Annotated in this window: 19 protein-coding genes; 8 read left to right on the top strand and 11 right to left on the bottom strand. The window is 56.3% G+C overall.

Features of this window, described 5'->3' with window-relative positions; genetic code table 11:
• Positions 1 to 4 precede the first annotated feature (4 nt).
• The gene (locus SLH47_RS23565) at positions 5 to 1288 is read left to right on the top strand and encodes a TRAP transporter large permease (protein WP_320243226.1); all 1284 of its coding nucleotides are present in this window, start codon (positions 5 to 7) and stop codon (positions 1286 to 1288) included.
• Here the strand turns inward: SLH47_RS23565 and uxuA are convergent.
• From uxuA to SLH47_RS23515, 10 genes are all read right to left on the bottom strand, one after another.
• Positions 1285 to 2433 (bottom strand): mannonate dehydratase, encoded by a 1149-nt coding sequence (gene uxuA / locus SLH47_RS23560; RefSeq protein WP_320243225.1) that lies wholly within the window; start codon positions 2431 to 2433, stop codon positions 1285 to 1287. The two genes, SLH47_RS23565 and uxuA, sit on opposite strands and share 4 nt — an antisense overlap.
• 2 nt (positions 2434 to 2435) lie before the next feature.
• Positions 2436 to 3356 carry a sugar kinase gene (locus SLH47_RS23555; protein ID WP_320243223.1) on the bottom strand — a complete coding sequence of 307 codons (921 nt, stop codon included), beginning with the start codon at positions 3354 to 3356 and terminating at the stop codon, positions 2436 to 2438.
• A 12-nt stretch (positions 3357 to 3368) separates the two neighbouring features.
• A complete protein-coding gene (locus SLH47_RS23550; RefSeq protein ID WP_320243221.1) occupies positions 3369 to 4112 on the bottom strand; it encodes an SDR family NAD(P)-dependent oxidoreductase in 744 nt (247 codons plus the stop codon).
• 45 nt (positions 4113 to 4157) lie between these two features.
• Positions 4158 to 5144, bottom strand: a complete 987-nt coding sequence (locus tag SLH47_RS23545) for an NAD(P)-dependent oxidoreductase (RefSeq protein ID WP_320243220.1) — start codon at positions 5142 to 5144, stop codon at positions 4158 to 4160.
• Positions 5074 to 5406, bottom strand: coding sequence for a cupin domain-containing protein (locus tag SLH47_RS23540; RefSeq protein ID WP_320243218.1), 333 nt, complete (start codon positions 5404 to 5406; stop codon positions 5074 to 5076). Before SLH47_RS23540 ends, SLH47_RS23545 begins: the two co-directional genes overlap by 71 nt.
• A 16-nt stretch (positions 5407 to 5422) precedes the next feature.
• The gene (locus SLH47_RS23535) at positions 5423 to 7744 is read right to left on the bottom strand and encodes a DUF4962 domain-containing protein (RefSeq protein WP_320243216.1); all 2322 of its coding nucleotides are present in this window, start codon (positions 7742 to 7744) and stop codon (positions 5423 to 5425) included.
• 76 nt (positions 7745 to 7820) lie between these two features.
• Entirely contained in the window at positions 7821 to 9380 is a 1560-nt protein-coding gene (locus SLH47_RS23530) for an extracellular solute-binding protein (RefSeq protein WP_320243215.1), read from the bottom strand.
• A 25-nt stretch (positions 9381 to 9405) separates the two neighbouring features.
• Positions 9406 to 10287: a carbohydrate ABC transporter permease gene (locus SLH47_RS23525; protein WP_320243213.1), complete on the bottom strand. Its 882-nt coding sequence runs from the start codon at positions 10285 to 10287 to the stop codon at positions 9406 to 9408.
• A 9-nt stretch (positions 10288 to 10296) separates the two neighbouring features.
• Entirely contained in the window at positions 10297 to 11307 is a 1011-nt protein-coding gene (locus tag SLH47_RS23520; RefSeq protein ID WP_320243211.1) for a sugar ABC transporter permease, read from the bottom strand.
• A 4-nt stretch (positions 11308 to 11311) separates the two neighbouring features.
• The gene (locus tag SLH47_RS23515) at positions 11312 to 12388 is read right to left on the bottom strand and encodes a sn-glycerol-3-phosphate ABC transporter ATP-binding protein UgpC (protein ID WP_320243210.1); all 1077 of its coding nucleotides are present in this window, start codon (positions 12386 to 12388) and stop codon (positions 11312 to 11314) included.
• Between the two features lie 159 nt (positions 12389 to 12547).
• Between SLH47_RS23515 and SLH47_RS23510 the strand changes: the two genes are divergently transcribed.
• The 4 genes from SLH47_RS23510 (at position 12548) to SLH47_RS23495 (ending at position 17326) form a co-directional block, all read left to right on the top strand.
• Positions 12548 to 13240, top strand: a complete 693-nt coding sequence (locus SLH47_RS23510) for a GntR family transcriptional regulator (RefSeq protein ID WP_320243209.1) — start codon at positions 12548 to 12550, stop codon at positions 13238 to 13240.
• 61 nt (positions 13241 to 13301) lie between these two features.
• Positions 13302 to 14681 carry an MATE family efflux transporter gene (locus SLH47_RS23505; RefSeq protein ID WP_320243208.1) on the top strand — a complete coding sequence of 460 codons (1380 nt, stop codon included), beginning with the start codon at positions 13302 to 13304 and terminating at the stop codon, positions 14679 to 14681.
• Positions 14682 to 14694: 13 nt separating this feature from the next.
• Positions 14695 to 15450: a 2-dehydro-3-deoxy-D-gluconate 5-dehydrogenase KduD gene (gene kduD / locus SLH47_RS23500; RefSeq protein ID WP_320243207.1), complete on the top strand. Its 756-nt coding sequence runs from the start codon at positions 14695 to 14697 to the stop codon at positions 15448 to 15450.
• A gap of 589 nt (positions 15451 to 16039) precedes the next feature.
• Positions 16040 to 17326, top strand: coding sequence for an NAD(P)/FAD-dependent oxidoreductase (locus tag SLH47_RS23495; RefSeq protein WP_320243205.1), 1287 nt, complete (start codon positions 16040 to 16042; stop codon positions 17324 to 17326).
• A 542-nt stretch (positions 17327 to 17868) separates the two neighbouring features.
• Here the strand turns inward: SLH47_RS23495 and SLH47_RS23490 are convergent.
• Entirely contained in the window at positions 17869 to 18519 is a 651-nt protein-coding gene (locus SLH47_RS23490; RefSeq protein ID WP_320243203.1) for a TetR/AcrR family transcriptional regulator, read from the bottom strand.
• Positions 18520 to 18536: 17 nt separating this feature from the next.
• On the opposite strand from SLH47_RS23490, the gene SLH47_RS23485 reads away from it, so the two are divergent.
• The 3 genes from SLH47_RS23485 to SLH47_RS26430 all read left to right on the top strand — a co-directional run bounded on the left by SLH47_RS23485 (position 18537) and on the right by SLH47_RS26430 (position 21573).
• Complete coding sequence (locus SLH47_RS23485; protein WP_320243201.1) at positions 18537 to 19931, top strand: NAD(P)/FAD-dependent oxidoreductase; 1395 nt, start codon at positions 18537 to 18539, stop codon at positions 19929 to 19931.
• Entirely contained in the window at positions 19931 to 20704 is a 774-nt protein-coding gene (locus SLH47_RS23480; RefSeq protein ID WP_320243199.1) for an alpha/beta hydrolase, read from the top strand. Before SLH47_RS23485 ends, SLH47_RS23480 begins: the two co-directional genes overlap by 1 nt.
• A 104-nt stretch (positions 20705 to 20808) precedes the next feature.
• The gene (locus SLH47_RS26430; protein WP_413785670.1) at positions 20809 to 21573 is read left to right on the top strand and encodes an esterase/lipase family protein; all 765 of its coding nucleotides are present in this window, start codon (positions 20809 to 20811) and stop codon (positions 21571 to 21573) included.
• Positions 21574 to 21601 lie beyond the last annotated feature (28 nt).

The following is a 21601-nucleotide window of genomic DNA, read 5'->3' as shown; positions in this document are numbered from 1 at the left end:
ATTGATGGGACTTGCATTACTTCTGGGCCTGTTTGCCTTGTGTGTCGTGATCGGAACACCAGTTGCCTTTGCCTTGGGCATTTCGGCAATCGCGGCCTTCTGGCTCGAAGGCCTGCCCATGATGGTCGGTTTTCAGCGGATCGTCGCGGGGATCAACGTCTTTTCACTGTTGGCGATCCCCTTCTTCATCTTCGCGGGCGAGTTGATGTTTCACGGCGGTATCGCCGTGCGCCTGGTCAGGTTCGCGCAGGCTGCCGTCGGTGCAGTGCGCGGTGGGCTTGGCATTGTGAATGTCCTGTCGTCAATGTTGTTTGGCGGGATCTCAGGCTCTGCTATTGCTGACATCTCTGCGCTGGGGTCAATCCTGATCCCAGTGATGAAGGATAAGGGCTATGACGCTGATTATGCGGTCAACGTGACAGTCACGTCTTCGATTGCCGGGATCATCATCCCGCCCAGCCACAACATGATCATCTATGCTATCGCCGCAGGCGGCGCCGTTTCGATCTCAAAGCTGTTTCTCGCTGGTGTTGTACCGGGCATCCTGATGTGCATCTGCCTGGCTGCAGCCGCCTATATCGTTGCCATCAAGCGTGGTTACAGTGCCGAGCAATTCCCTGGATGGACAGCCCTGTTTCTTGCTTTCATCAGTGCGATACCAGGCTTGCTAACCGCTGTGATCATTGTGGGTGGTGTGCTGTCGGGTGTGTTCACGGTAACAGAGTCTGGGGCCTTTGGCGCGATCTATGCGTTCATCGTCACACTGCTGGTTTACCGCTCAATCACGTGGGAAAACTTTAAGACCGCTGTCAATCAGTCGGTCAAGACGACAGCGATGGTGATGATCCTCATCGCCTGTGCGGCGGCCTTTGCCTACATGTTGACCTACTACCGCGTGCCGACAAAGATGGTCACACTACTGACCGGGATCACCGATAACCCAATCCTGATCCTGCTGATGATCAACGTGGTTCTGCTGCTGCTCGGCATGATCATGGATATGGCGGCTTTGATCCTAATCTGCACGCCGATCTTTCTGCCGGTGGCGCAGGCGCTTGGTGTGGACCCCGTGCAGTTCGGAATGATCCTGTTGGTGAACCTTGGGCTGGGGCTTTGCACGCCGCCGGTGGGTTCGTGTCTATTCGTCGGATGTGCCGTCGGTAAGTTGCCAATGGAAAAGGCCATCCGCACGATCTGGCCGTTCTACATCGCCATTTTTGTGGCACTTATGCTGATCACCTTCGTCCCGGCGATCTCTTTGACACTGCCGAACCTGATCGGCGGCTAGGACAGGGCTGCGATGATCCCGCGCAGCTCTGCCAAGCCGCGCAACCGGCCAATCAGGGTATAGCCGGGCTGGAAGGTCTGCCCGATATCCGACAAGAGCGCGTGCCCGTGATCGGCACGGAAGGGGATGTTCGTGTCGTGGTTCGCCTCTGCCTCAAGCAGTTCGTCAATGACGGCCACCAGATCGACATCGCCCGCAAGATGCCCGCTTTCGGTAAAAGACCCGTCCGGGTCTTTGGTGACATTGCGCAGATGCGCAAAATGCGTCCGGTGCCCAAAGGCGCGCGCGATGGCGGGCAGATCATTGTACGGGTTCGCCCCAAGCGAGCCAGTGCACAGCGTCAGGCCATTCGCAGGGTCATCAACGGCTTGCATGATCCACCCGATATCATCCTGGGTTGAGACGATGCGCGGCAGCCCCAGAATCTCGCCCGGCGGATCGTCGGGATGGATGCACATATTGATGCCAAGCGTGCTGGCCGTCGGGATCACCTCTTCCAGGAACCGCTTGAGGTTCGCGCGCAAGTCGTCATGTGACAGACCGTCATAACTTGCCAGAACCGTTTTTAACCCGTTGATGTCGTATCGATCAACCGCGCCGGGCAGACCCGCCATGACCGCATGAAGAAGCGTGTCACGCTCTGCTTCCGTGCTGGATAGAAACCAGATATCGCCCGCGCGGATGGCATCCTGGTGATAGGCCTCGCGGGCTGCCTCACGCCCGAGCATGTGGATTTCAAACACGGCCATCTTTGCCGCGGAAAAATGCAGACAGGTGCCGCCACTTGGTAAAGGTGCCGAAAGATCCGTGCGGGTCCAGTCGAGGATCGGCATGAAGTTGTAACACACGGTTTTGATACCCGCGCTGGCGAGGTTCTCAAGCGACGCGCGATAGGCATCGAAGTGCTGGGACAAAGGGCCAGTGCCGCGCTTGATATCCTCATGCACCGGGAGGCTTTCGACCACATCCCACGTGAAGCCTGCGACTTCGATCTCTGCCCGGCGGTCGGCGATTTTCTCCGCTGGCCAGACCTTACCGTAAGGAATGGCGTGCAATGCGCTGACGATTCCGGCTGTACCGGTCTGCGCGATTTCGGTAAGTGAAAGCGGGTCGAATTCACCGAACCAGCGCCAGGTTTCACGCATTTTTATGCCTCGTTGTCAGTCAATGTCGCAGGGTCAATCGGCACAAGTGCCCCGCGCTGACCCACAACCGCCCGCGACAAGGCGCAGCCATGGGGGATGCAAGTGGCGATGTCATCACCTGCAACGTATCGCGCGAAGACACCTGCGTTAAAGCTGTCGCCCGCCGCCGTGGTATCGACCAGTGTATCGACCGGTATCACCGGCACTTCGTCGCGCGCGTCGCCGTCTGCATAATAAACCGGGCCTGCACCGTTTTTGACGATGACAATGCGCGCCCCGGCTGCAAGGTAGCGATCTGCTGTGGCCTGGGGGCTGGCGTCGTTGAACCAGGTGGCTTCGTCTTCGAAGGATGGCAGGACGATGTCACTGACGGCCGCACCATGCATGATCGCCTCGGTCATCTCGTTATCCGTGGACCAAAGCCTTGGCCGCAGATTTGGGTCAAACGCGATTGTCTTGCCGTCTTTGCGGGCCAAACGCAATGCGCTCAGCAAGGCCACCCGGCGTTCAGGTGCAAGGATCGCCAATGTGACGCCAGAGAAATAGATCAGGTCGGCAGCTGCCATCGCAGCGTCCAGCAAGGCAGGATCATTGGCCAACGTGCGCGCCGCCGCCTGCCCGCGCCAATAGGAAAAACTGCGCTCACCCTGATTGAGAGAAATAATGTAAAGACCGACCGTCCGGTTCTCTAGACTCTGCAGGAAAGCATCATCGATCCCGCTTTCACGCACAAACGTACGCATCTGCTGCGAAATCGCATCATCGCCAATCGCGCTGAGATATGAGACTTGCGCATCCGGTGCAAAGCGCGCGAGATACCAGGCCGTGTTGAACGTATCACCCGCAAAGCCCAAACGATAATCGCCATCCCTTTCCGTCGGGGCCAGTTCCGCCATACATTCGCCGATCGCCAGAACGCGCATGGCCGGTCCTTTCTACGAAAACAGCATACCGCCATTGATGTCGATATTCGTCCCCGTAAGGAAGCCACTGTCCTCGCAGGCCAGAAACAGCACAAGGTTTGCCGCGTCGTCCACATGGCCCTGACGTTTCAGCGGGGCGTTCGCCTCAAACCCGCGACGGCCCGCATCGGGTGTATGGATATTGTGAAAGTCCGTGTCGATCATGCCGGGGCAAAGCGCGTTGATGCGGATGTCAGGCCCAAGCTCTTTGGCGAGGCCGCGCGTCATCGTCATGATCGCCCCCTTTGATGTCGCATAGGCCACAGCGCCCGGACCACCCCCGTCACGCCCGGCTTGGCTGGCAAGGTTCACGATTGTGCCCACTTTCATATGCAGCAGGCACGCCTTGGTCATCATGAAGGTGGATGTCAGGTTCAGCGTCATGACCGCGTTCCAATGTGCAAGGTCCATTTCGGCGATGGTCTTGCGCGCGATCAAACCGCCCGCATTGTTCACCAGCACGTCGATGCTGCCAAAGCGATCAAGCGTTGCGCCGACAAGCTTATCCACGCCTTCCTGTATGTTGAGGTCCGCTTGCACGGCGATAGCTTTCCCGCCTGCCGCCTCGATATCAGCGACAACGCTATCCGCCCCCTTGGCGCTTTCGAAATAGCTGATCGCGACATTTGCCCCTTCAGAGGCCAGCTTTCTGGCCGAAGCCGCACCGATATCGCGGCCACCGCCGGTCACAATGGCTGTTTTCCCAGCAAGTTTCATGGCTGTCTTCCCTATGCGTCGTCCGATATCCGGCCCGGTGTTGTTTCAGCTTTCAAGTTGTCTGTAATAGTCGAAAATCTCAGGCACGTTACCATCGCCAAGGCCCGCATCGACCGCGGACCTCAGGTTTTGCATCGTGCCTTCAGCGATTTCCGCGCGTGTCCCGATATCGTCGACCATGTGCAGAAAATAGCCCAGATCCTTCTTGGCATTGTTGATTGAAAATCCAAGATCACTGATACGGTCGACGGCATAGTTTTTGCAAAACCCCATAAAAGGCGAATTGGATGGCCCTGCCGACATGATGTCATAAAGCTGGGCGCGGTCCACACCGGCACGATCGGCCACGGCAAAAGCCTGGCTCATGGCGCAAACCGTCGTCATGCCCATGTAGTTGTTGATCAACTTGGTCACATGACCGGCACCAAGTGCACCAAGGTAAAAGACATTTTCGCCCTGTTCATCGAGCACGGGCTTGACCTTGTCGAATGTCGCCTTGTCGCCGGCGGCCATGATATTGAGCAAACCGTCTTTAGCGTGTGCGGGTGTGCGCCCCAAAGGCGCATCAATCATTCCTGCACCCTTCGCCGCCAAATCAGTACCGATCTTGCGGGTCGAGGCCGGAATGGATGTGCCAAAGTCAATCAGCACGGCCCCATCTTTGATCCCTGCAAGGATACCTTCATCGCCATATACGAGCGACTCAACGACGTCCGACGTCGTCACGCACAGCATGATGATATCGCTGGCTTCAGCCAGTTCCTTTGGCGTCGAAACCTCGCGCGCACTCCCGCGCAAAAGTACAGCGTCGACTGCAGTCTTCCTGCGGCCCATCACGACCATCTCGAACCCTCGGGCCTGTAGGTTGGCGACCATGTTGCCGCCCATGAGACCGAGGCCAATAAAACCGATGACGGGTTTGTTCATGAGGTGCGCTCCGCTGCGTTTTGTGTCTGAGGAATTAGAGGAAGTCTTCCCGGTGGGGGGTAAAGACGTCCAGAAGTGTGCCCGCCTCAAGACAGGTGGCACCATGTTCGATGTTAGGTTCCTTGTAGAGTGAGTCGCCTGAGCCAACGGTGTAGACTTCTTTGCCCACGGTGAACTCGAACTTTCCGGACATCACGTATGTGATCTGTTCATGGGGGTGGTGATGGAGGGGCGCGGTGGTTCCGGTTTCGAAGTGGACCTCCACGACCATCAGATTGTCGTTATGCGCTCCGATTTTGCGGCTAAGCCCGTCGGCTACGGTTTCAAGCTTACTGTCGCTGCCAGGAAAATAGTTTTTCGAGCTCATGTCGTTCTCCGTGCCTTCAGCTGTTGGCCAGTTTCTTCATCACGACCTTGAACGTGTGTTCATCGGGGTCGGTGAAGTAAAGATCAGCGTCATAACCCTGATCGTCCATGAAATTGAAAATGCGCTTTGGTTCGCTTAGCCGGTACGGTACCAGCAAGGTTGCAATCCGATGGCGCGTTGCGGCCGGGTAATGCGCTGTCAGACAGGTGCTGACGGTCAGACCTTCATACTCCGCGGGATCCACATCAGTGAATTCGGTTGCCTGGCTGATGTTCGGATTGCCACCCTCAGACCATACGACCTGTCCATAAAAGCCTGCACGTTTCTGCGTATTTCGGAATGTCGATTTGCCCAACTCGAATGGTTCATTGGCATGCAAAAGCCAATCAACCGTGACGGGCATGTCGGCATCCACCTTGTCAACAATAACAAAGTAGGAATTATGCACGAAATAAACCTCGCGCAGGGCGCGGGTCACTTCGGGTGAGAGGCTCTGGTACGCGGCTGTGGCGTCACCGCAGATATAGACGTGATCATTACTTTCCTCGGCTGCAATGACCTTGCCCGTCGCCAAAAGCGCCTTTGCCTTGTCCTTTTCGGCATACTGACCTTTGCCATTGATCAGGATCGCGTTCTTTGATCGGGTCTGCCGCCGCCAATTGCGGTGCATCGTCGAATTGAAGGCGACGTAATAGCCCGACTGGATCGCCAGATCTTCGCCGTAGGCGGACAGGCAGAATGCGTTCTGGTCGCCATGGCTGTGGCTCACCGACCCAAACCGGGATGACTTGAACACGAACTGGATGTGGTTGTCGGGGTCATCCATCGCGTGCTGCACACCGACCCAGCCGATGCCTTTGAAATGCCGTACGCCACCCTTGGGTGATTGTGCCGCGACGGCCGGGAAATCGGTCTGGAACACCATTTCATCGAAATTCGTGTCCCACCAACCCCAGTTGTAAAACGCCATTTCGGTGCCGGGATTGGTCGTCAGGTTTTCCTCGGCATACCACTGGTATTCGCCCTTGCCGGTCACACCAGCAAATTGGCGCATGTTCAGGCCCGTCTTGATCGCTGGCAGATCGCCCAAAGCGCTGTCGTCGCCAAATGAGGCGCGGCGCGTGTTAGGTGCATTACAGAAGAGCGGGAAGTCGGCGGTGTTCTGGAAAAAAGGCCGCTTGTAGACATCGATGCCCGTATAGCTTTTTAGACGGTTGGCCGCATCGATCAGATAGGCCATGCCCATCATCCAGTATTGCGCCCCTTCGGCCCAGCCCCCGTCGCTATCGCCCCACGGTGAATAAACCGTCATCAGGAATTCGATGGCGTAGTTTAGCCAGTCGCGGGCCTCGTCGTCTTCATCGTCGCCCAGCAGGGCAATGCAGGCAGGCACGATCACGAGCGAGACAGACCTAACCGCATGGCTGTCATATGGAAACAGATGGATCTTGGCGTTCAGGATCGCATGCTCGGCAATGTCGCGCGTTCGTTCCAGCAGTGATGCGCGCACCGCCCTACGTTCGTCCTCGGAAAGATCATCGTAGAGCCAGTCATACCCCCAGGCGAGCGCATTGCAGACCCGGTAGGCCCACTCATCCGTATAGGCGCGTGATGTCACGCCCATCGGGTCCCAGCTTGCGGTTTCCAACAGCCATTCCTTGGCGCGGGCTGTCATGTCTGCGTTGTCCGTGATCTTGCCGCCAACGGCGAGGTGGCGGATCGCGTACCAGACCTCTTGTAAGTCGATGTAGGTTTGCCGCCAGACGGGGGCGGTGCGCTGATGTTTGGGATAGCCCGCCGGTTCGGGCGTGACATCGCGGTCAAGCCAAGGGAGAACGGATTTTTCATAGAAGATGGACCATGCGCAATGATCAGGATCCGCCGCGACGGATGTTTTGAAATCCTTCAGACGATCCGGTGTCATCCATAAGCGGGGATGGTCGGTCGTGACCTGCGACAGGCGCGTTGCACGCGGCGGCAAAGGTGTCTCTTGCAGCCCTTCAGCAATCGTGAAACTGCGCGCGCTGCCCCAGGAACTACTGGGTTTGCCTGTCGCCTTGTCCCAGGTGGCGTAAGACCAGTGGTAGGTTCCGGGCGCAAGCACCTTGTCGGGCGTGAAGAAGTTATGCGGAATGGCGTCAAACACCAATGTATCGGCTTTGGGATATTCCGGATCAGACGAGATGCGCAGCACATAAGCCGCGTCATCCTCGATCACGGGTATCCAGGTAAAGCGCGGTGGATTTTCCACGATGTCATCATGTTCGGTCGGACCATATTGAATGGTCAATCGGCCAGCCTTTGGCTCATCAAGTGTGGGAAGGGCATCTGCCAGCATCGCGTGTCTTGTCCGCTACTTTCAGTTCAGAAGATATCAGGGGCGACGCATGTCTGCCGCCCCCGACGGGAGGAAATCAATCGCCGTATTGACGGTCATAGGCGGATTGCATGACGGTCAGCAGCTCCTGCATGCCCATCTCATCCAGTTGGGCCAGATAGTCGTCCCATTCGGCTTCGACATCAGCAGAGCCAAGGATCCAGCTCTGCTGCTTTTCAAGCATGTAGTCTCGGATAGAGCCCCACGTCCGGTCATAGACCCGCTGTTCTTCGGCATTGAACGCCACGCCAAGGAAATCCGGGATCAGGTAATCGCCCTGTTCATAAAGCTCGATCCCGGCCAGCGCGAATTCGTTGGTCCACTGGATTTCATAGTTGTAGTCTTGGAAGTAGCCGCGTCCCTGAAGCTGCGCGCCGATCTGATACAGCGAACGGTTGACCGGACCGGCATTCAGGAACTCCTCTTTAAATACTGGCTTGCCATCCACCATGTCGTAATGCGTGCCTTCGACACCGAAATTTGCCAGACGGCGCCCTTCCTCGGTGAACCAAAAGTCGAAATACTTGATCGTCTCGACAACATTCTCGTTTGTGTAGCCGATCGCCCATCCATCAGGCTTCACAAGGATGCGGCGGTGTTCTTCTATGCGGTTGCCGCCCACGGAAGCGGGTGGAACCATTGCCTCAAAGCGGAATCCATCGATCTCGGACGAAAGGCTGTTGTAACCGCCTGTCGAAGCGAACCAGTCATGCGTGGAACCGCCAAGATTTTCAGATAACAGGAAGTCTCGTGCGGATGAGCCACGGGTGAAGATTTCCGCGTCGATCAGGCCCTCGTCGTACCACCGCGCCAGGTTTTTGATGCCTTCACGATACCCTTCGCCAATATAGCCATGGTTAATCCGACCGTCGTCGACAAGGAAGTCGTGATAGGTGTCAGAGCCATGCGCACGACCATCCCAAAGTGTGACGAGGCGAATGAGTTCCGGCCATTGGCGGGCAAAGAATGGGACTTCGTCAGCTTCACCATTGCCGTTGGGGTCTTGCGTTTTGAAGGCACGCAGGACCTCTTCATATTCTTCGACGGTCTGCGGCATATCCAGCCCCAGCGCATCCAGCCAATCCGTGCGGATCCAATAAGCGCGTCCGTATTTGCCGTCTGGCAGGTATGGAATGTAGTACATCTGCCCATCAGCGGCTTTCACCGCAGCTTCGATGTCGGGGCGCTCGGCGTAGTAAGCGGCGATGTTTGGTGCATGCTCTGCAATCAGATCGTTCAGCGGTACGAATGCGCCTTCGGGGCCGTACTGGTTAACAAAATCGCGGATGCGGCTGGACCCGACGATGTCCGGTATATTGCCGGATGCCAGCATCAGGTTCAGTGCCTCGGTCCGGCCCGTGTTTTCGTCGGTCCGCATGTTCGCGCCAACCGTATCATTCAGCAGATGAATGCCGGTCAGTTCCCGGGCTGCCTGTTCCACTGGCCAATCCTCTTCATAGATGGGATAGCGCGCATGGTTCATTTGGATGGTCAGCTCAAGCGGTTCCTCCACAATCCGCAGGTGCTCATCAGCATTGGCGGGGGCCGACAGAGCACTGCCCGCCAGCAGCGCTGCCGCAAGTCCTAGTTTACGCATTCCGTTTCCTCCCATTTGCGTTTCATTATTCCTTGACACCCCCAAGCAGGATGCCTTTCTCAAAGTATTTCTGGATGAAGGGGTAGACGATGAGCACGGGGATGATCGAACAGACAATAATGGCCGCCGTGACGGTCTCAGCGCTAAACCCTGCAGCTGTCTGCACAATTGCGAATTCATCATCATCGCTGAGGTTTGCAATCGTATGGCGCAAAAACACCTGCAGCGGAATCTTGTCCTCGGATTGCAAAAGCACCATCGCCCAGAAGAAACCATTCCAGCGCGACACGATGCAGAACAGTGTGATCGTCGCGATCGCAGGCTTGCTGAGCGGGATAAACACCTTCCAGAGCACCTGAAAGTCGTTGGCCCCGTCCATCCGCGCGGCTTCCTCAAAACTCCGCGGGATGGCTTCAAAGAAGTTGCGCAACAGGATGATGTTGAATGCGTTGACTGCGAAGGCAAGGATGATGCCGAACATACTATCGAGCAGGTTCAGGTCCCGCATGTTCAGAAAGAACGGGATCAGTCCGGCGTTGAACCACATCGTAAACGCGATGAAGAGGTTGAAGAACCGCCGCCCTTTCAGTTGCGGACGGCTGAGCGCATAGGCCCCCGGAATAATGAAAGCTAGCGACACTATCGTACCGCCAATCGTGTAGATGAAGGTGTTGCGGTAACTGAGCCAGAATTGCGGGTCGCGCAGGATGTAGCCGTAAGCCTCGATCGTTGCGTCGATAGGAGCCAGAACGACCTTGCCTGCCTGTGCGGCGAAACCAGAGCTGAACGAAACCGCCGCGATATAGATGAATGGATAGAGCGTTGCGACCGTGAACATCCCGATCAGGATCGACACGACCACTGCAAAGAACTTGTCGCCACGAGAATAAAGAGACCACTTTTGCATCTTTACCCCCTACCAGAGCGAAGTGCGCGAGAAGCGACGCGAGAGGGTGTTGGCGGTCATCACAAGGATGAAGGCGACAACGGCGTTGAAGAGGCCGGCGGCGGCAGCGAGGTCGTATTGGCCGGATTGCAAACCCTGACGGTATACCCAGGTGTTCACGACATCCGCCGTTTCGTAAGTGGACGGCTGGTAGAGCAGGATTACAAGCTCGAACGAGACTTCCATGATATTGCCGATGCGGATGATTAGCATGATCAGGATGGTCGGCAGGATCGATGGAATGGTGATCCTCCACATCATCTGCCAACGGTTGGCTCCGTCGACGACGGCACTTTCATAAAGCGATGGATTGACCCCTGCGATGGCCGCAAGGAAGACAATCGATCCGAACCCTGCCTCCTGCCAGATGCCCGTGCCGACAAAGATCGGACGGAACCATTCAGGTTGCGTCAGGAAGTAGATCGGTTCGAAGCCCAGCCAGCTGATTATGGTGTTGATGATCCCGGCGGTGGGTGAAAAGGCAGTGACAACAATGCCCGCGATGATCACTGATGAGATGAAATGCGGCAGGTAGACAATTGTTTGCGCAGTCCGTTTGTAGGTCGCATTTATGATTTCGTTAAACATCAGCGCCAGTATGATCGGCGCTGGAAAGCCGAAGAGAAGGTTGTAGAAGCTGATGGTGACCGTGTTGCGCACCGCACGAATGAACTGATCATTGGAAAACAGCGTCTGAAAATGCTCGAAACCGACCCAGGGGCTATCGGCGACACCGCGGAAGATTGAGTAATCCTTGAATGCGATCTGCAGCCCGTACATCGGTTTGTACAGAAAGACGATGAACCAGATTATCGTCGGCAGCAGCATGACGTAGATCTGCCATTCGCGCCGAAAATGATCCCAGGTCCTGACCCAATGGCTATCGCGTGCGCGGGTTTTGCGCCCGCGCAGCGCCTTGTCAGCCTTGACCACCAGTTCGTCGACAGGAATACCGCCAAAGTCGGAATTGCGATCAGACATCCGCTTAGGCCCCGAGGTTCAGGGCGCGGCCTGTCTCTGCATCAAAGAGTTTCACGAGGTGGGCAGGCACATGCACCTCTCCAACGCCCGAAAGGTGGGCAATATCTCCGTTGGTGTCGGCCTTGAAGACCATGCTCTCGTCGCCATAGCGTGCGTGCAGCAAGGCCTCTGACCCTAACGGCTCCACAAGATCAAGTTCGATCGGAAGCGATGACCCGTCAGCGGTCTGGTCAAGGGTGACATGTTCTGGGCGGATACCGACGATGACATCGCGCCCGGCATGCCCGTTGATGGCGCCCTGCAGTCTAATTTCGGTATCGCCGATCTTGGCACCTGTTTCAGTCAGGACACCCTTGATCTGGTTCATCGGTGGGGAGCCAAGGAAGCCTGCAACAAACGTATTGGCCGGATTGTTGAACAACTCCATCGGCGTGCCGACTTGTTCGATCCGGCCGTCGTTCATGACGACAATCCTGTCGGCAAGCGTCATCGCCTCGATCTGATCATGAGTCACATAGATTGACGTCACACCCAGACGGTTATGCAGGCGCTTGATTTCAGCGCGCATCTGCGTCCGGAGCTTCGCATCGAGGTTGGACAGAGGTTCATCAAACAAGAACACCTTGGGATGCCGCACGATGGCCCGTCCCATTGCGACCCGCTGCCGCTGCCCGCCCGACAAATCAGCGGGTCGCCGATCAAGATAAGGGGTCAGCCCTAGAATTCCAGCGACATCGGCGATGGTTGTTGCGATCTCCGCCTTCGGGACTTTGCGAATGCGCAGGCCGAAGGCCATGTTGTCAGCCACATTCAGATGCGGGTAGAGCGCGTAGTTCTGGAACACCATCGCTACATCACGGTCCTTGGGCGCGACACGGTTCATGCGGCGCCCGTCAATAGTCAATTCGCCTTTCGTGATCTCTTCCAGCCCGGCGACCATCCGCAGCGTTGTGGACTTTCCGCAGCCCGACGGGCCGACCAGCACCACAAATTCCTTTGCGACAACATTCAGGTCTATGCCATGCACAACCTGCAAGGCGCCGTAAGCCTTTACGATTCCGTCTAGTTCTACCCCGGACATTGCCCCTCCCTGACGTGTCTCGAACATTCTCGCATGGCAAAACGATTCGGCTTGCTAAATCTGGTATACTAGTAACAAAACTAGAATGCTAGTCTGGTATACTAGTTTGATTTCTGCTAAGCCGTCTTTATCTTCTGTGCAAAAAAGGGAGAGTTCTTTATGGTACAAACGCTCGCGCAAAACGAACGGCGGACAAGTGTTGACGACGTTTTTGACACCCTGCACGAACAAATTGCCACGCTGAAACTGAAACCTGGTGACCGGATTTCAGAAGCAGAGATTGCAGCCCAATTCGGTGTGTCTAGGCAACCCGTACGGGATGCTTTCAGCCGGTTGGCCAACCTTGATCTACTGCTGATCAGGCCGCAACGCGCAACAGAAGTACGCCGTTTTTCAATGCGCCAGATCGAAAAGGCTCGCTTCATCCGCGCGGCCATCGAAAAGGAGGTCATACGCCGCGCTGCCGCCAATTGCGATGCAGCCGGCGCAGCCAAGTTGAACGACGCGCTTGCCGAACAAAAGGCCGCCACCGACGCAAAGGATGTCGAACGGTTTGGTCAGCTTGATTACGATTTTCACGAAGTCCTTTGTGGCATCGCCGGTGTCGATTACGCATTTGAGGTTATTCTTGAAGAGAAGGCCAAGGTTGATCGGCTGTGCATGCTGGGCATCGAAAAAGAACAGCGCATTCCTGAGCTATTGGCCGATCATAAGGCGATTGCGGCGGCCGTTATGGCACATGACGTAGACACTGCGATTGCCGCCTGTCTGAAACATCTGTCACGTCTCGATGTGACGATCGAGCGGATCACAGCGACAAACGCAAATTACTTTGAAAATGAGAGCTCCTGATGTGAACAGGTCCGTCTGACGGTCAGGTCCGGATACGATGCACGACAGTGGGGCTTTGTCCATGGCGATCCGGACAGATCACGCAATGCAACAGCCTGGGGTGGGCGATGTCTTCGCCTTGGCTTGGCCGATGACACTCAGGGCGATGTTTCTTCATGGGACCGTTGTTGTTGACGGGTTTCTCGTATCATCATTGGGTGAAGCTGCGTTGGCCGCGATGGGTCTGGCTGCCGCCCTTGGTGGTATCATGTTGGGCGTTATCTTTGCCTTTTCCCACGCAATGCAGATCCGCACTGCACAGGCCTTTGGCAGCGGCGATCCGGTGTTTCTCAAATCCGTTCTTGGATCGGGATTGACAGTCAGTGTCGGTATGGGTGCGGCTGGTGTCGTGCTGATCTACGTCTGGGGCGGAACTCTGATTGACGCCCTCGCGCCCTCGGTCGAGGTCGGGTCCGCCGCGCGAACCTATTTGATGATATTCACCATCGTCATTCTTGGTGAAGCGGTTGGCCAATGTATCGCAAGTTTCTTCAACGGCTGTAGCCGGACCAAGCTGCCGCTTTATGGCTACCTGCTGTCTGTTCCGATCAACGTTTGTAGCAGCGTTGTGTTGATCCATGGACATTTCGGATTGCCCGCATTTGGTGTGGCGGGTGCCGCGCTTGGCAGTGCGATTGCGATCATGGTGCAGACATTTTTTTGGACGCTCCTGCTGTTGCGCGGCAACGGGTATCTGCGCCATGTCGTAGGCTGGCATCATGCAACCTTTCTGCCGACCGTCCGGGCGCATGTTCGCTTTGCACTGCCGATTGCAGCAACATTTGTCAGCGCCACGCTGTCAACGCATGTCTGCTCATTGATCTACGCAAGAATGTCCCTGAATGGATTTGCCGCGATGACACTTATTGCGCCGTGGAACCTGCTGGCCGGTCAGGTTGCGATGCAATGGACGCAGGCCACAGGCATACTGGTCGCGCAACTCTTGGGTCAGCGGACGTCCGAGGACGTGCTGGACCGGTTCCTCTCACGGGCCTGGAACGGAGCGTTTTTTGCTGCCGGGATCGTTGCGGCGATTTTCCTGATCATGTGCCTGTCACTCGACCGGATTTATCCCAATCTTGAGGCTGAAACCCGCGCAATCCTATTCGGTTTCTTGCCTATTCTTCTGATCATCCAGTTTCCCCGCGCAACCAATGCGATCTGTGGCAACACGCTGCGCGCGTCGGGGGACACGGTCTATGTCATGCATGTCTTTATCTGGTCACAATGGGCGTTCCGGGTGCCCGCCACAGCCCTTTTCGTTCTCTATCTTGATCTGTCCGCCTTTTGGATATTGTCGCTGTTCTTGTGGGAAGAAGTTCTGAAATTCCCGGCATTTCACCGCAGGCTCTGGCGCGGTGACTGGAAGCGGTCAGATGTCAGCTCACCCAAGCATTCGTAAAGGAAAGACTGCCATGAACCGATTTTCTCTAAATGGTACACGCGCATTTGTCACAGGGGCCAATACCGGTATTGGACAAGCCATAGCCATTGATCTGGCGACAGCCGGAGCGCATGTGATTGCGGTTGGCCGATCATCAATGGACGATACCCTGGCCAAGATCGCCGCCGTCGGGGGCAAGGCGGAGCCGCTGAAAGCCGAACTCGGCTCAGCTGCCGGGGCGCAGGCCGCCTTTTCGCAGGCCGAGGACCAGTTCGGCCAGATTGACACGCTTGTGAATAACGCAGGTATCATACGCCGCGACGACAGTCTGACCTTCACCGAGGAAGACTGGGACGCTGTCATGGATATCAACCTCAAGGTTGTCTTCTTCCTCAGCCAAAGCTTCGCAAAGTCCCGAGTCGCCGCAGGCACTGGCGGCAGTATCATCAACATCGCCTCGCTCCTATCATTTCAGGGCGGTATACGGGTACCATCCTACACAGCCTCAAAAAGCGGCGTTGCAGGACTGACCAAGATATTGTCGAACGAATGGTCGGCCAAAGGTATCACCGTGAATGCGGTGGCCCCGGGCTATGTGATCAGCAACAATACGACCGATCTACGCAACGACCCCGACCGCAACAAGGCGATCCTTGACCGGATCCCCTTAGGCCGGTGGGCTGAGCCCAAAGACATTGCAGGGGCAGTCACCTTTCTGGCTGGTTCCGCCGCGCGATATGTTACCGGCATAACACTACCAGTCGATGGTGGGTGGCTTGGCAGATAGTTTTTGGGTCCAGCCGATTTCAGTGACACAACGCGTATCAATTGCCTGCTGACGACTTTATAGGTCGCCTCGTAGATTGACTCCGCATCGGCGGCATCCATTTCGCCGCGCCTCACATACGGTTTGACGTACAAGGCGGGCGTCAACCGAACGTGATAGCCGAACTTTGAGAGTTCCCGCACCGAATAGTAGCTAGAACGGCATGCTTCCAAATCGATCAGGCATGGTTCAATTCTTTTAAGGAGGGCAGAGGTTCGGCGCGCCATACCGCGCCGTGAAAGACTGCCTCCCCATCATTGGTGACCCAGTGGACCTGAAAAGACACTTTGGCCAAATCAATGTCAACCATTGTAACTTGCGTCTGACAGCTCCTTTCCCAGCTGTGACAAACAACTACAGTATGGCGCATTGCGACGCCGGAAGAGCAAGAGCTGTCCATCCTATCCACCTCGGGGAGCTGTACTGCCTCGGCAGCGGACATTGAATGCTTGAGAAATGCCCATGTTATGGCGAAGCACTTGAAAGCAAGCATTCAAGCGAACACATCGGTGCAAGGAGGAGACGGTTTTGTCGAAAAGGGTCATGAAACGTGAACAAACCTCCAACATGTGACCGCCATCACATCGTTGTTGTCGGCGGTGGATTTGGTGGGCTGCAATGTATCAAATCACTTAAATCCGAGAACGTTCGGATCACGCTTATTGATCAACGCAACCACCATCTGTTTCAACCACTTTTGTATCAGGCTGCCACGACGATCCTTGCTCCTTCGGAAATTGCGTGGCCCCTTAGACACCTGTTTCGTGATCGCCCTGACGTGACCACCATCATGGCGCAGGTCACGGGTGTGGAAACAAATGCGAGCCGTGTTCATCTGGCTGGGGGTGAAGGCATCGATTATGACACACTGGTGCTGGCCACCGGTGCTCGACATTCTTATTTTGGGAACGATGCCTGGGAAACCCATGCGCCTGGTCTCAAGACGCTTGAAGATGCGACCGCCATTAGGCGGAAAATACTATCCGCATTTGAGATTGCGGAGAAATCCGATGATCCCAAAGTCCAACGGGCATACATGACATTTGCGATCATCGGGGCCGGTCCGACAGGTGTAGAGCTTGCAGGCATTATTGCCGAACTTGCGCATAGGATACTGCCGCGCGAGTTTCGGAAGATCGACACCAAGACAGCACGTGTCTTGCTCGTCGAGGCGGGTCCGGAAATCCTATCGGCCTATCCCGATGCATTGTCGGCATATGCCAAAACCGCAGTATCCAAACTTGGTGTCGAAATCATGCTGGGCCAACCGGTGACGCGGTGCCATGCTGATGGAATAGATATGGGCAGCGACAGTATTCCTTGCAAAACAATCATCTGGGCTGCGGGGGTTCAGGCGTCGGCTGCAGCCGACTGGATTGACGTGGACTGTGACCGTTTCGGGCGTGCGTTGGTCAATCCCGATTTGACAGCAGGACAGCACAGCAATGTTTTTGTGATAGGCGACACCGCTGCGGTCACCGACAAATCAGGTAATCCGGTGCCCGGCATCGCACCTGCCGCCAAACAAATGGGCGGGTACGTCGCGAGGGTGATCCGCCAACGGCTTGCAGGTGCTGCACCGCCAGATCCATTCAGATATCGACACGCCGGGAGTTTGGCGACGCTGGGCCGACGGGCGGCCATCGCCGATTTTGGTCGCTTCAAGATGAAAGGCCCTGTCGCCTGGTGGGTATGGGGCATAGCCCACATCTTTTTCTTGATTGGTGCCAGAAGCCGCATTGCCGTCGCCTGGAGTTGGCTTTGGTCCTTCGTAACTGGCCAGAATAGTGCTCGGATCATTACGGTGACCGAGAAAGACCAGATGCGAATTCACTGATTTGGAAACAAGTTGCCCTTTTTATGCAACTTGTTTCCATGCCCCTTCGTGCGTTCTCCAAACACTTAGTTCCGCACCGGAGCCGGAGTCGTGCCGCAAAGGTTGCACAAATCCGTCGTCATATGGGTCTGACTGCAAAACCCAGCCTCGCAGGCGATCCGGGAGTGCGGTTCGCGTGTGCCGGTAATAAGATCTCGGGCAGAATCCGTGCGGCGGCACAGGATAACCCCAACAAGGCCACGGCCCGCGTGTCGATCAGTATGCCGGATACGTATGAGAGACGTCCGAGAACATGCGAAGAAATCATTTGCGAACATTGGCCGGTGCATACCTTCGGGTTACCTGCAGTCATCTAACCAAATCCATTAGATGCCGGCAGTGATCCCATCCTTATCGCTTCTGCCCAATCGACGAATGACGGCTTCCCGAAATTCCGCTGTAGATGACACCGCTACTTAACTGAAGCGTTACTTTTGCCGCTCCGGGCCATTTGGGAAACAACAAATGCGAAGGTGCTCCGCTTCGCATCCGGCGTTGGACACTCACCCCCCATACCTATGCAATTCCATGGCAATCTGCTGTTGCAAGAGCGACTTCACAACGTCGGGCGATAGCGTCGTGCGGCCGAGTGCCAGCATGCCCATAAGACCATCAATCAGCGCAGAGATGCGCCAAGCCGCGTTCTGAGGATTGTCACATACCCCCAAACCTGCATCGACCGAGCGTTTTATCACGCCCACGATTGCGGCATGCCATTGCAGGTAGCCTTTCTCGATGATTTCGGCGAGGTCGCTGTCACGCCGCGCTTCTTCGATGGCATCCAGCCAGAGCCCCCAGAACCGGTAATCGGGATCAGAAACCATCCAATCCACAAAATGCGAGATGAGCCTTTCAGCAGGAATCTTGGCCAAATCATTTTCCAACATCGCGATTTCCTTGGAAATGAATGTCCGCACTACCTCCGCACGTAGCGCGCCCCAAGTGCTGAAGTAATGATGTAAAAGCCCAGATCCAACGCCAAGTTGGCGTGTCACGTCGCGTGTCGCCGTTGCGGCAAGCCCCTTTTCCAGAATGACCATATATGCGCCTTCCACGATCTGGGTGCGTCGTTCTTCACCTGATAACCGCTTCACATCGGTCCCCTTGACAATAACCTCAAAGTTGAGCAACTGCTCAACTGAACGTTTGCTCAACTTCAAAAGAGGACAACATGACAAACGAAGTCAAGGTATTGATCATTGGAGGCGGTGCCGCCGGCCTCGCAGCTGCCGTTGAACTCGAACGGGCAGGCGTATCGTGCCAAGTTCTTGAAGCGCAGGCGCGATTAGGTGGCCGCGTCCACAGTGTCTCACTAGAAAGTGGCGTATCTTTTGAGCGTGGGGCGCAGATAATCAATGGCGACATGAACGCCGTGCTGGCCCTCGCCAAAGAAGCCGACCTTCATCTTTCGCCCGTCCCGGCCGTAGGCGAAGACTTATGCGTGGTGAACGGCGACGTTGTGTCCCGCGACACGCTGGTCTCGGCTGACGAGATCGAGACGCTCCTATCCGATGCCATTCGCTCATGGTCCTCGCCCCGTGAAGCGACGCGTTCGGTTATGTCACTTTACCGTTGGTGGAGCAGCCCGTGGGAGGACCTGGACGAAGCAAAGCGCGGCGTGAAAATGGTCGCAGTACGGGATACAGCACCACGAGGCAGCCTTGGTGCTGCAATCCGGCAGCTTCTTTTGTGCCCAGAGGATGAGGCCATCGCCAGAACGATGATGGCCGAACAGTATGGTGCCGACCCTGACGCTATCAATGCATTGGCTGTGCGTCGGTCTTTGGACAGCTACGGTTCGGAGCGTAGGGATCTGGAGTTTCAAATACCGGCGGGTATGTCCAAGGTCATCAGTACGCTCGCCGCAAAGCTTTCGCCCCCCCCGATCTTGAAGACCCCGGTCACAGATATTTCGAACAATAGCAACTGTTTGGTCGTGACCGCAGGAGATCAGCAGTGGCGCGCCGATCATGTCATCGTTGCCGTACCACCGCCGATTGCACAAAAGATCCCAATTAGTATCGCTAATGGTGATCGCCTTTCCGGGCTTCTTGGGGCCTTTGCGCCGGGCGACATGATCAAAACCACCCTGACTTATGATCGACCGTTCTGGCGTGCAGAAGGGCTTAGTGGCGCGGTCACGTTCGCCGCGCCCTTGGGTCTTGAGGTGCTGGACACCAGCTATCATGCCAATGATCGATATCAACTCACCGCATTTCTTGGCGGACCCGAAGCGCGTCGGCGCGCGCGTCTCTGTAAGGGTGAGCGTGAAGACCTTCTGATCAGTGACGTCTCAAAGGCACTTGGCAAAGCGACGTCCCGCCCGGTGCAGGTGAACGAAGCCGTTTGGGTTGACGACAGGTGGAGCGGCGGCGGCTACAACGCGTATATCAAGAACGGGCATCCGCATGACGCTGCACAGCAATTGGCCCAATGGCCCGGCCCTGTCAGGTTCGCAGGCGCAGAGCTGGATGACACATTCGCGGGCTATGTTGAGGGCGCACTGCGAAGCGGCCGACGGGTTGCAAGGGACATTGCCACTGAACTGGCGGTGATCTCACAATGATGGTCAGCGTTCCTCCAAGTATTGCCGCAATACAAGGATGCCGTAGCCTTTGGCTGCACGGCGCCGGTCTTGCCGGGCAGACATGGCAGCCGCTCTGCGCGGACCTTCCGCATGCGGTCGCACCAGACCTGCCGGGGCATGGCGACGCAGCCCCGACAATCCCGCCGACAGTGGAAAGCTATGCGAACCGGCTGCTTCCTATGCTGGAAGAAGGTATGGTGCTGATTGGTCATTCGCTGGGTGGGATGGTTGCATTGGAACTGGCGGCGCGCAGTCCGATACCGCTTGGCGCCCTTGTGATGGTCGAAGCCGTCGCAACGGTCAGGGATCGCTGGATGGGCCGCGTCGGACCCTCCATCGCACGGCCGTTCTTGAAGTGCCTTCCCATGAGGGCTCTCGTCCAAACATCGGGCTTCAGACAATCGCAGGCCGCCAGTGATGAGGCGCGCCGATGGCTGTCAAGATTGGACCGAAATCAAATCCTTGGCGCCTTCGATGCTGCACGCTCGTACGATGGGCGTGGGCATCTCGCCGAAATCGATCTGCCAACACTGGTGATTGTTGGGGCCGAAAATCAGGACACACATCGCGGGGCGCGGTTTGTCGTAAAGAGTATCAAGAATGCGGAATTTCAAGTCCTTCGCGGTGGCCACCTTCTCCACATCGACAATCCGGACGGTCTGAGAAACGCTATCGGATCGTTCCTGTTGCGCAGAGTTCAACAGGGTTCCCACGCCCTTACTCAGTCGGTGGATACCGGCATTCAACAATGAAAGTCATGATAATGAGTAGGAAAGAGAAATCCCGAATGGCCATTATCATAGCGATAGCAATCGCCGTGTTCGTGGCGATCATCAACAACAACTAATGCACTTGGATGCATAGCAATGATGATGGGTCGCACAGATTGTCAGTATCGATAGCGTCAATGACAAGCGCCGCAGCCAAGTCTGCGAAAGGGCGCAGCGAAATAATCTTGCTCCGCGGTTTGGGATGCACAGCATCAGTGTGGCGACCGCTGATGACCCATTTGGAAGGACGCGGCATGACATGCCGGGCACCAACTTTACAGGCGGACTATAGGCCACTGGTCGTCAAAAACCCGTCCGCCCCAGCGATTGACCTGGCTGAATTTGCTTCGGAGGTCCGGTCACTGTGCAAGGCATCAAGGTCGCGAACAGGCCGATCTCCTGTCGTTATCGGTCATTCCATGGGTGGGCTGCTGGCGCAGGTCATCGCGGCAGAAGGGTTGTGCAGTAAGGCGATTTTTCTGGCACCCGCGTCCCCGCGGGCGGTACCAAACAGATCACCATGGATGATCTTTTGTTTTGCCAATGTGCTGCTGTCGCGGGATACGACATGTTTTCAAAAGGCTTGGCGCACGGGTGCGCGGATTACGCTTTTGCATCGGCTGCCCGAGCCGCGCCAAGAAGTTGTTTATGATACAATGGTATTCGAGCCCGGTCAGCTTTTTGCCGACAAGGCAAAGGGTATGGACATTGCCGCCGACGCCTTTCGTTTGCCTACACTCACCGTCGCGGCGGGACCCGACCGTCAGGCGTATGGCGGAGTACTATTCAGCGTCGTCCGTGACCACCAAGCTCCGAATCTACCCGCAATACAGCCATTGGCTGATAGATGAACCGGGCAGCGACAAACTCTATCGCGAC

The sequence above is a fragment of the Cognatiyoonia sp. IB215182 genome (assembly GCF_033963905.1).
GTDB lineage: Bacteria > Pseudomonadota > Alphaproteobacteria > Rhodobacterales > Rhodobacteraceae > Yoonia.
This window is presented reverse-complemented; position numbering and strand designations above follow the sequence as displayed.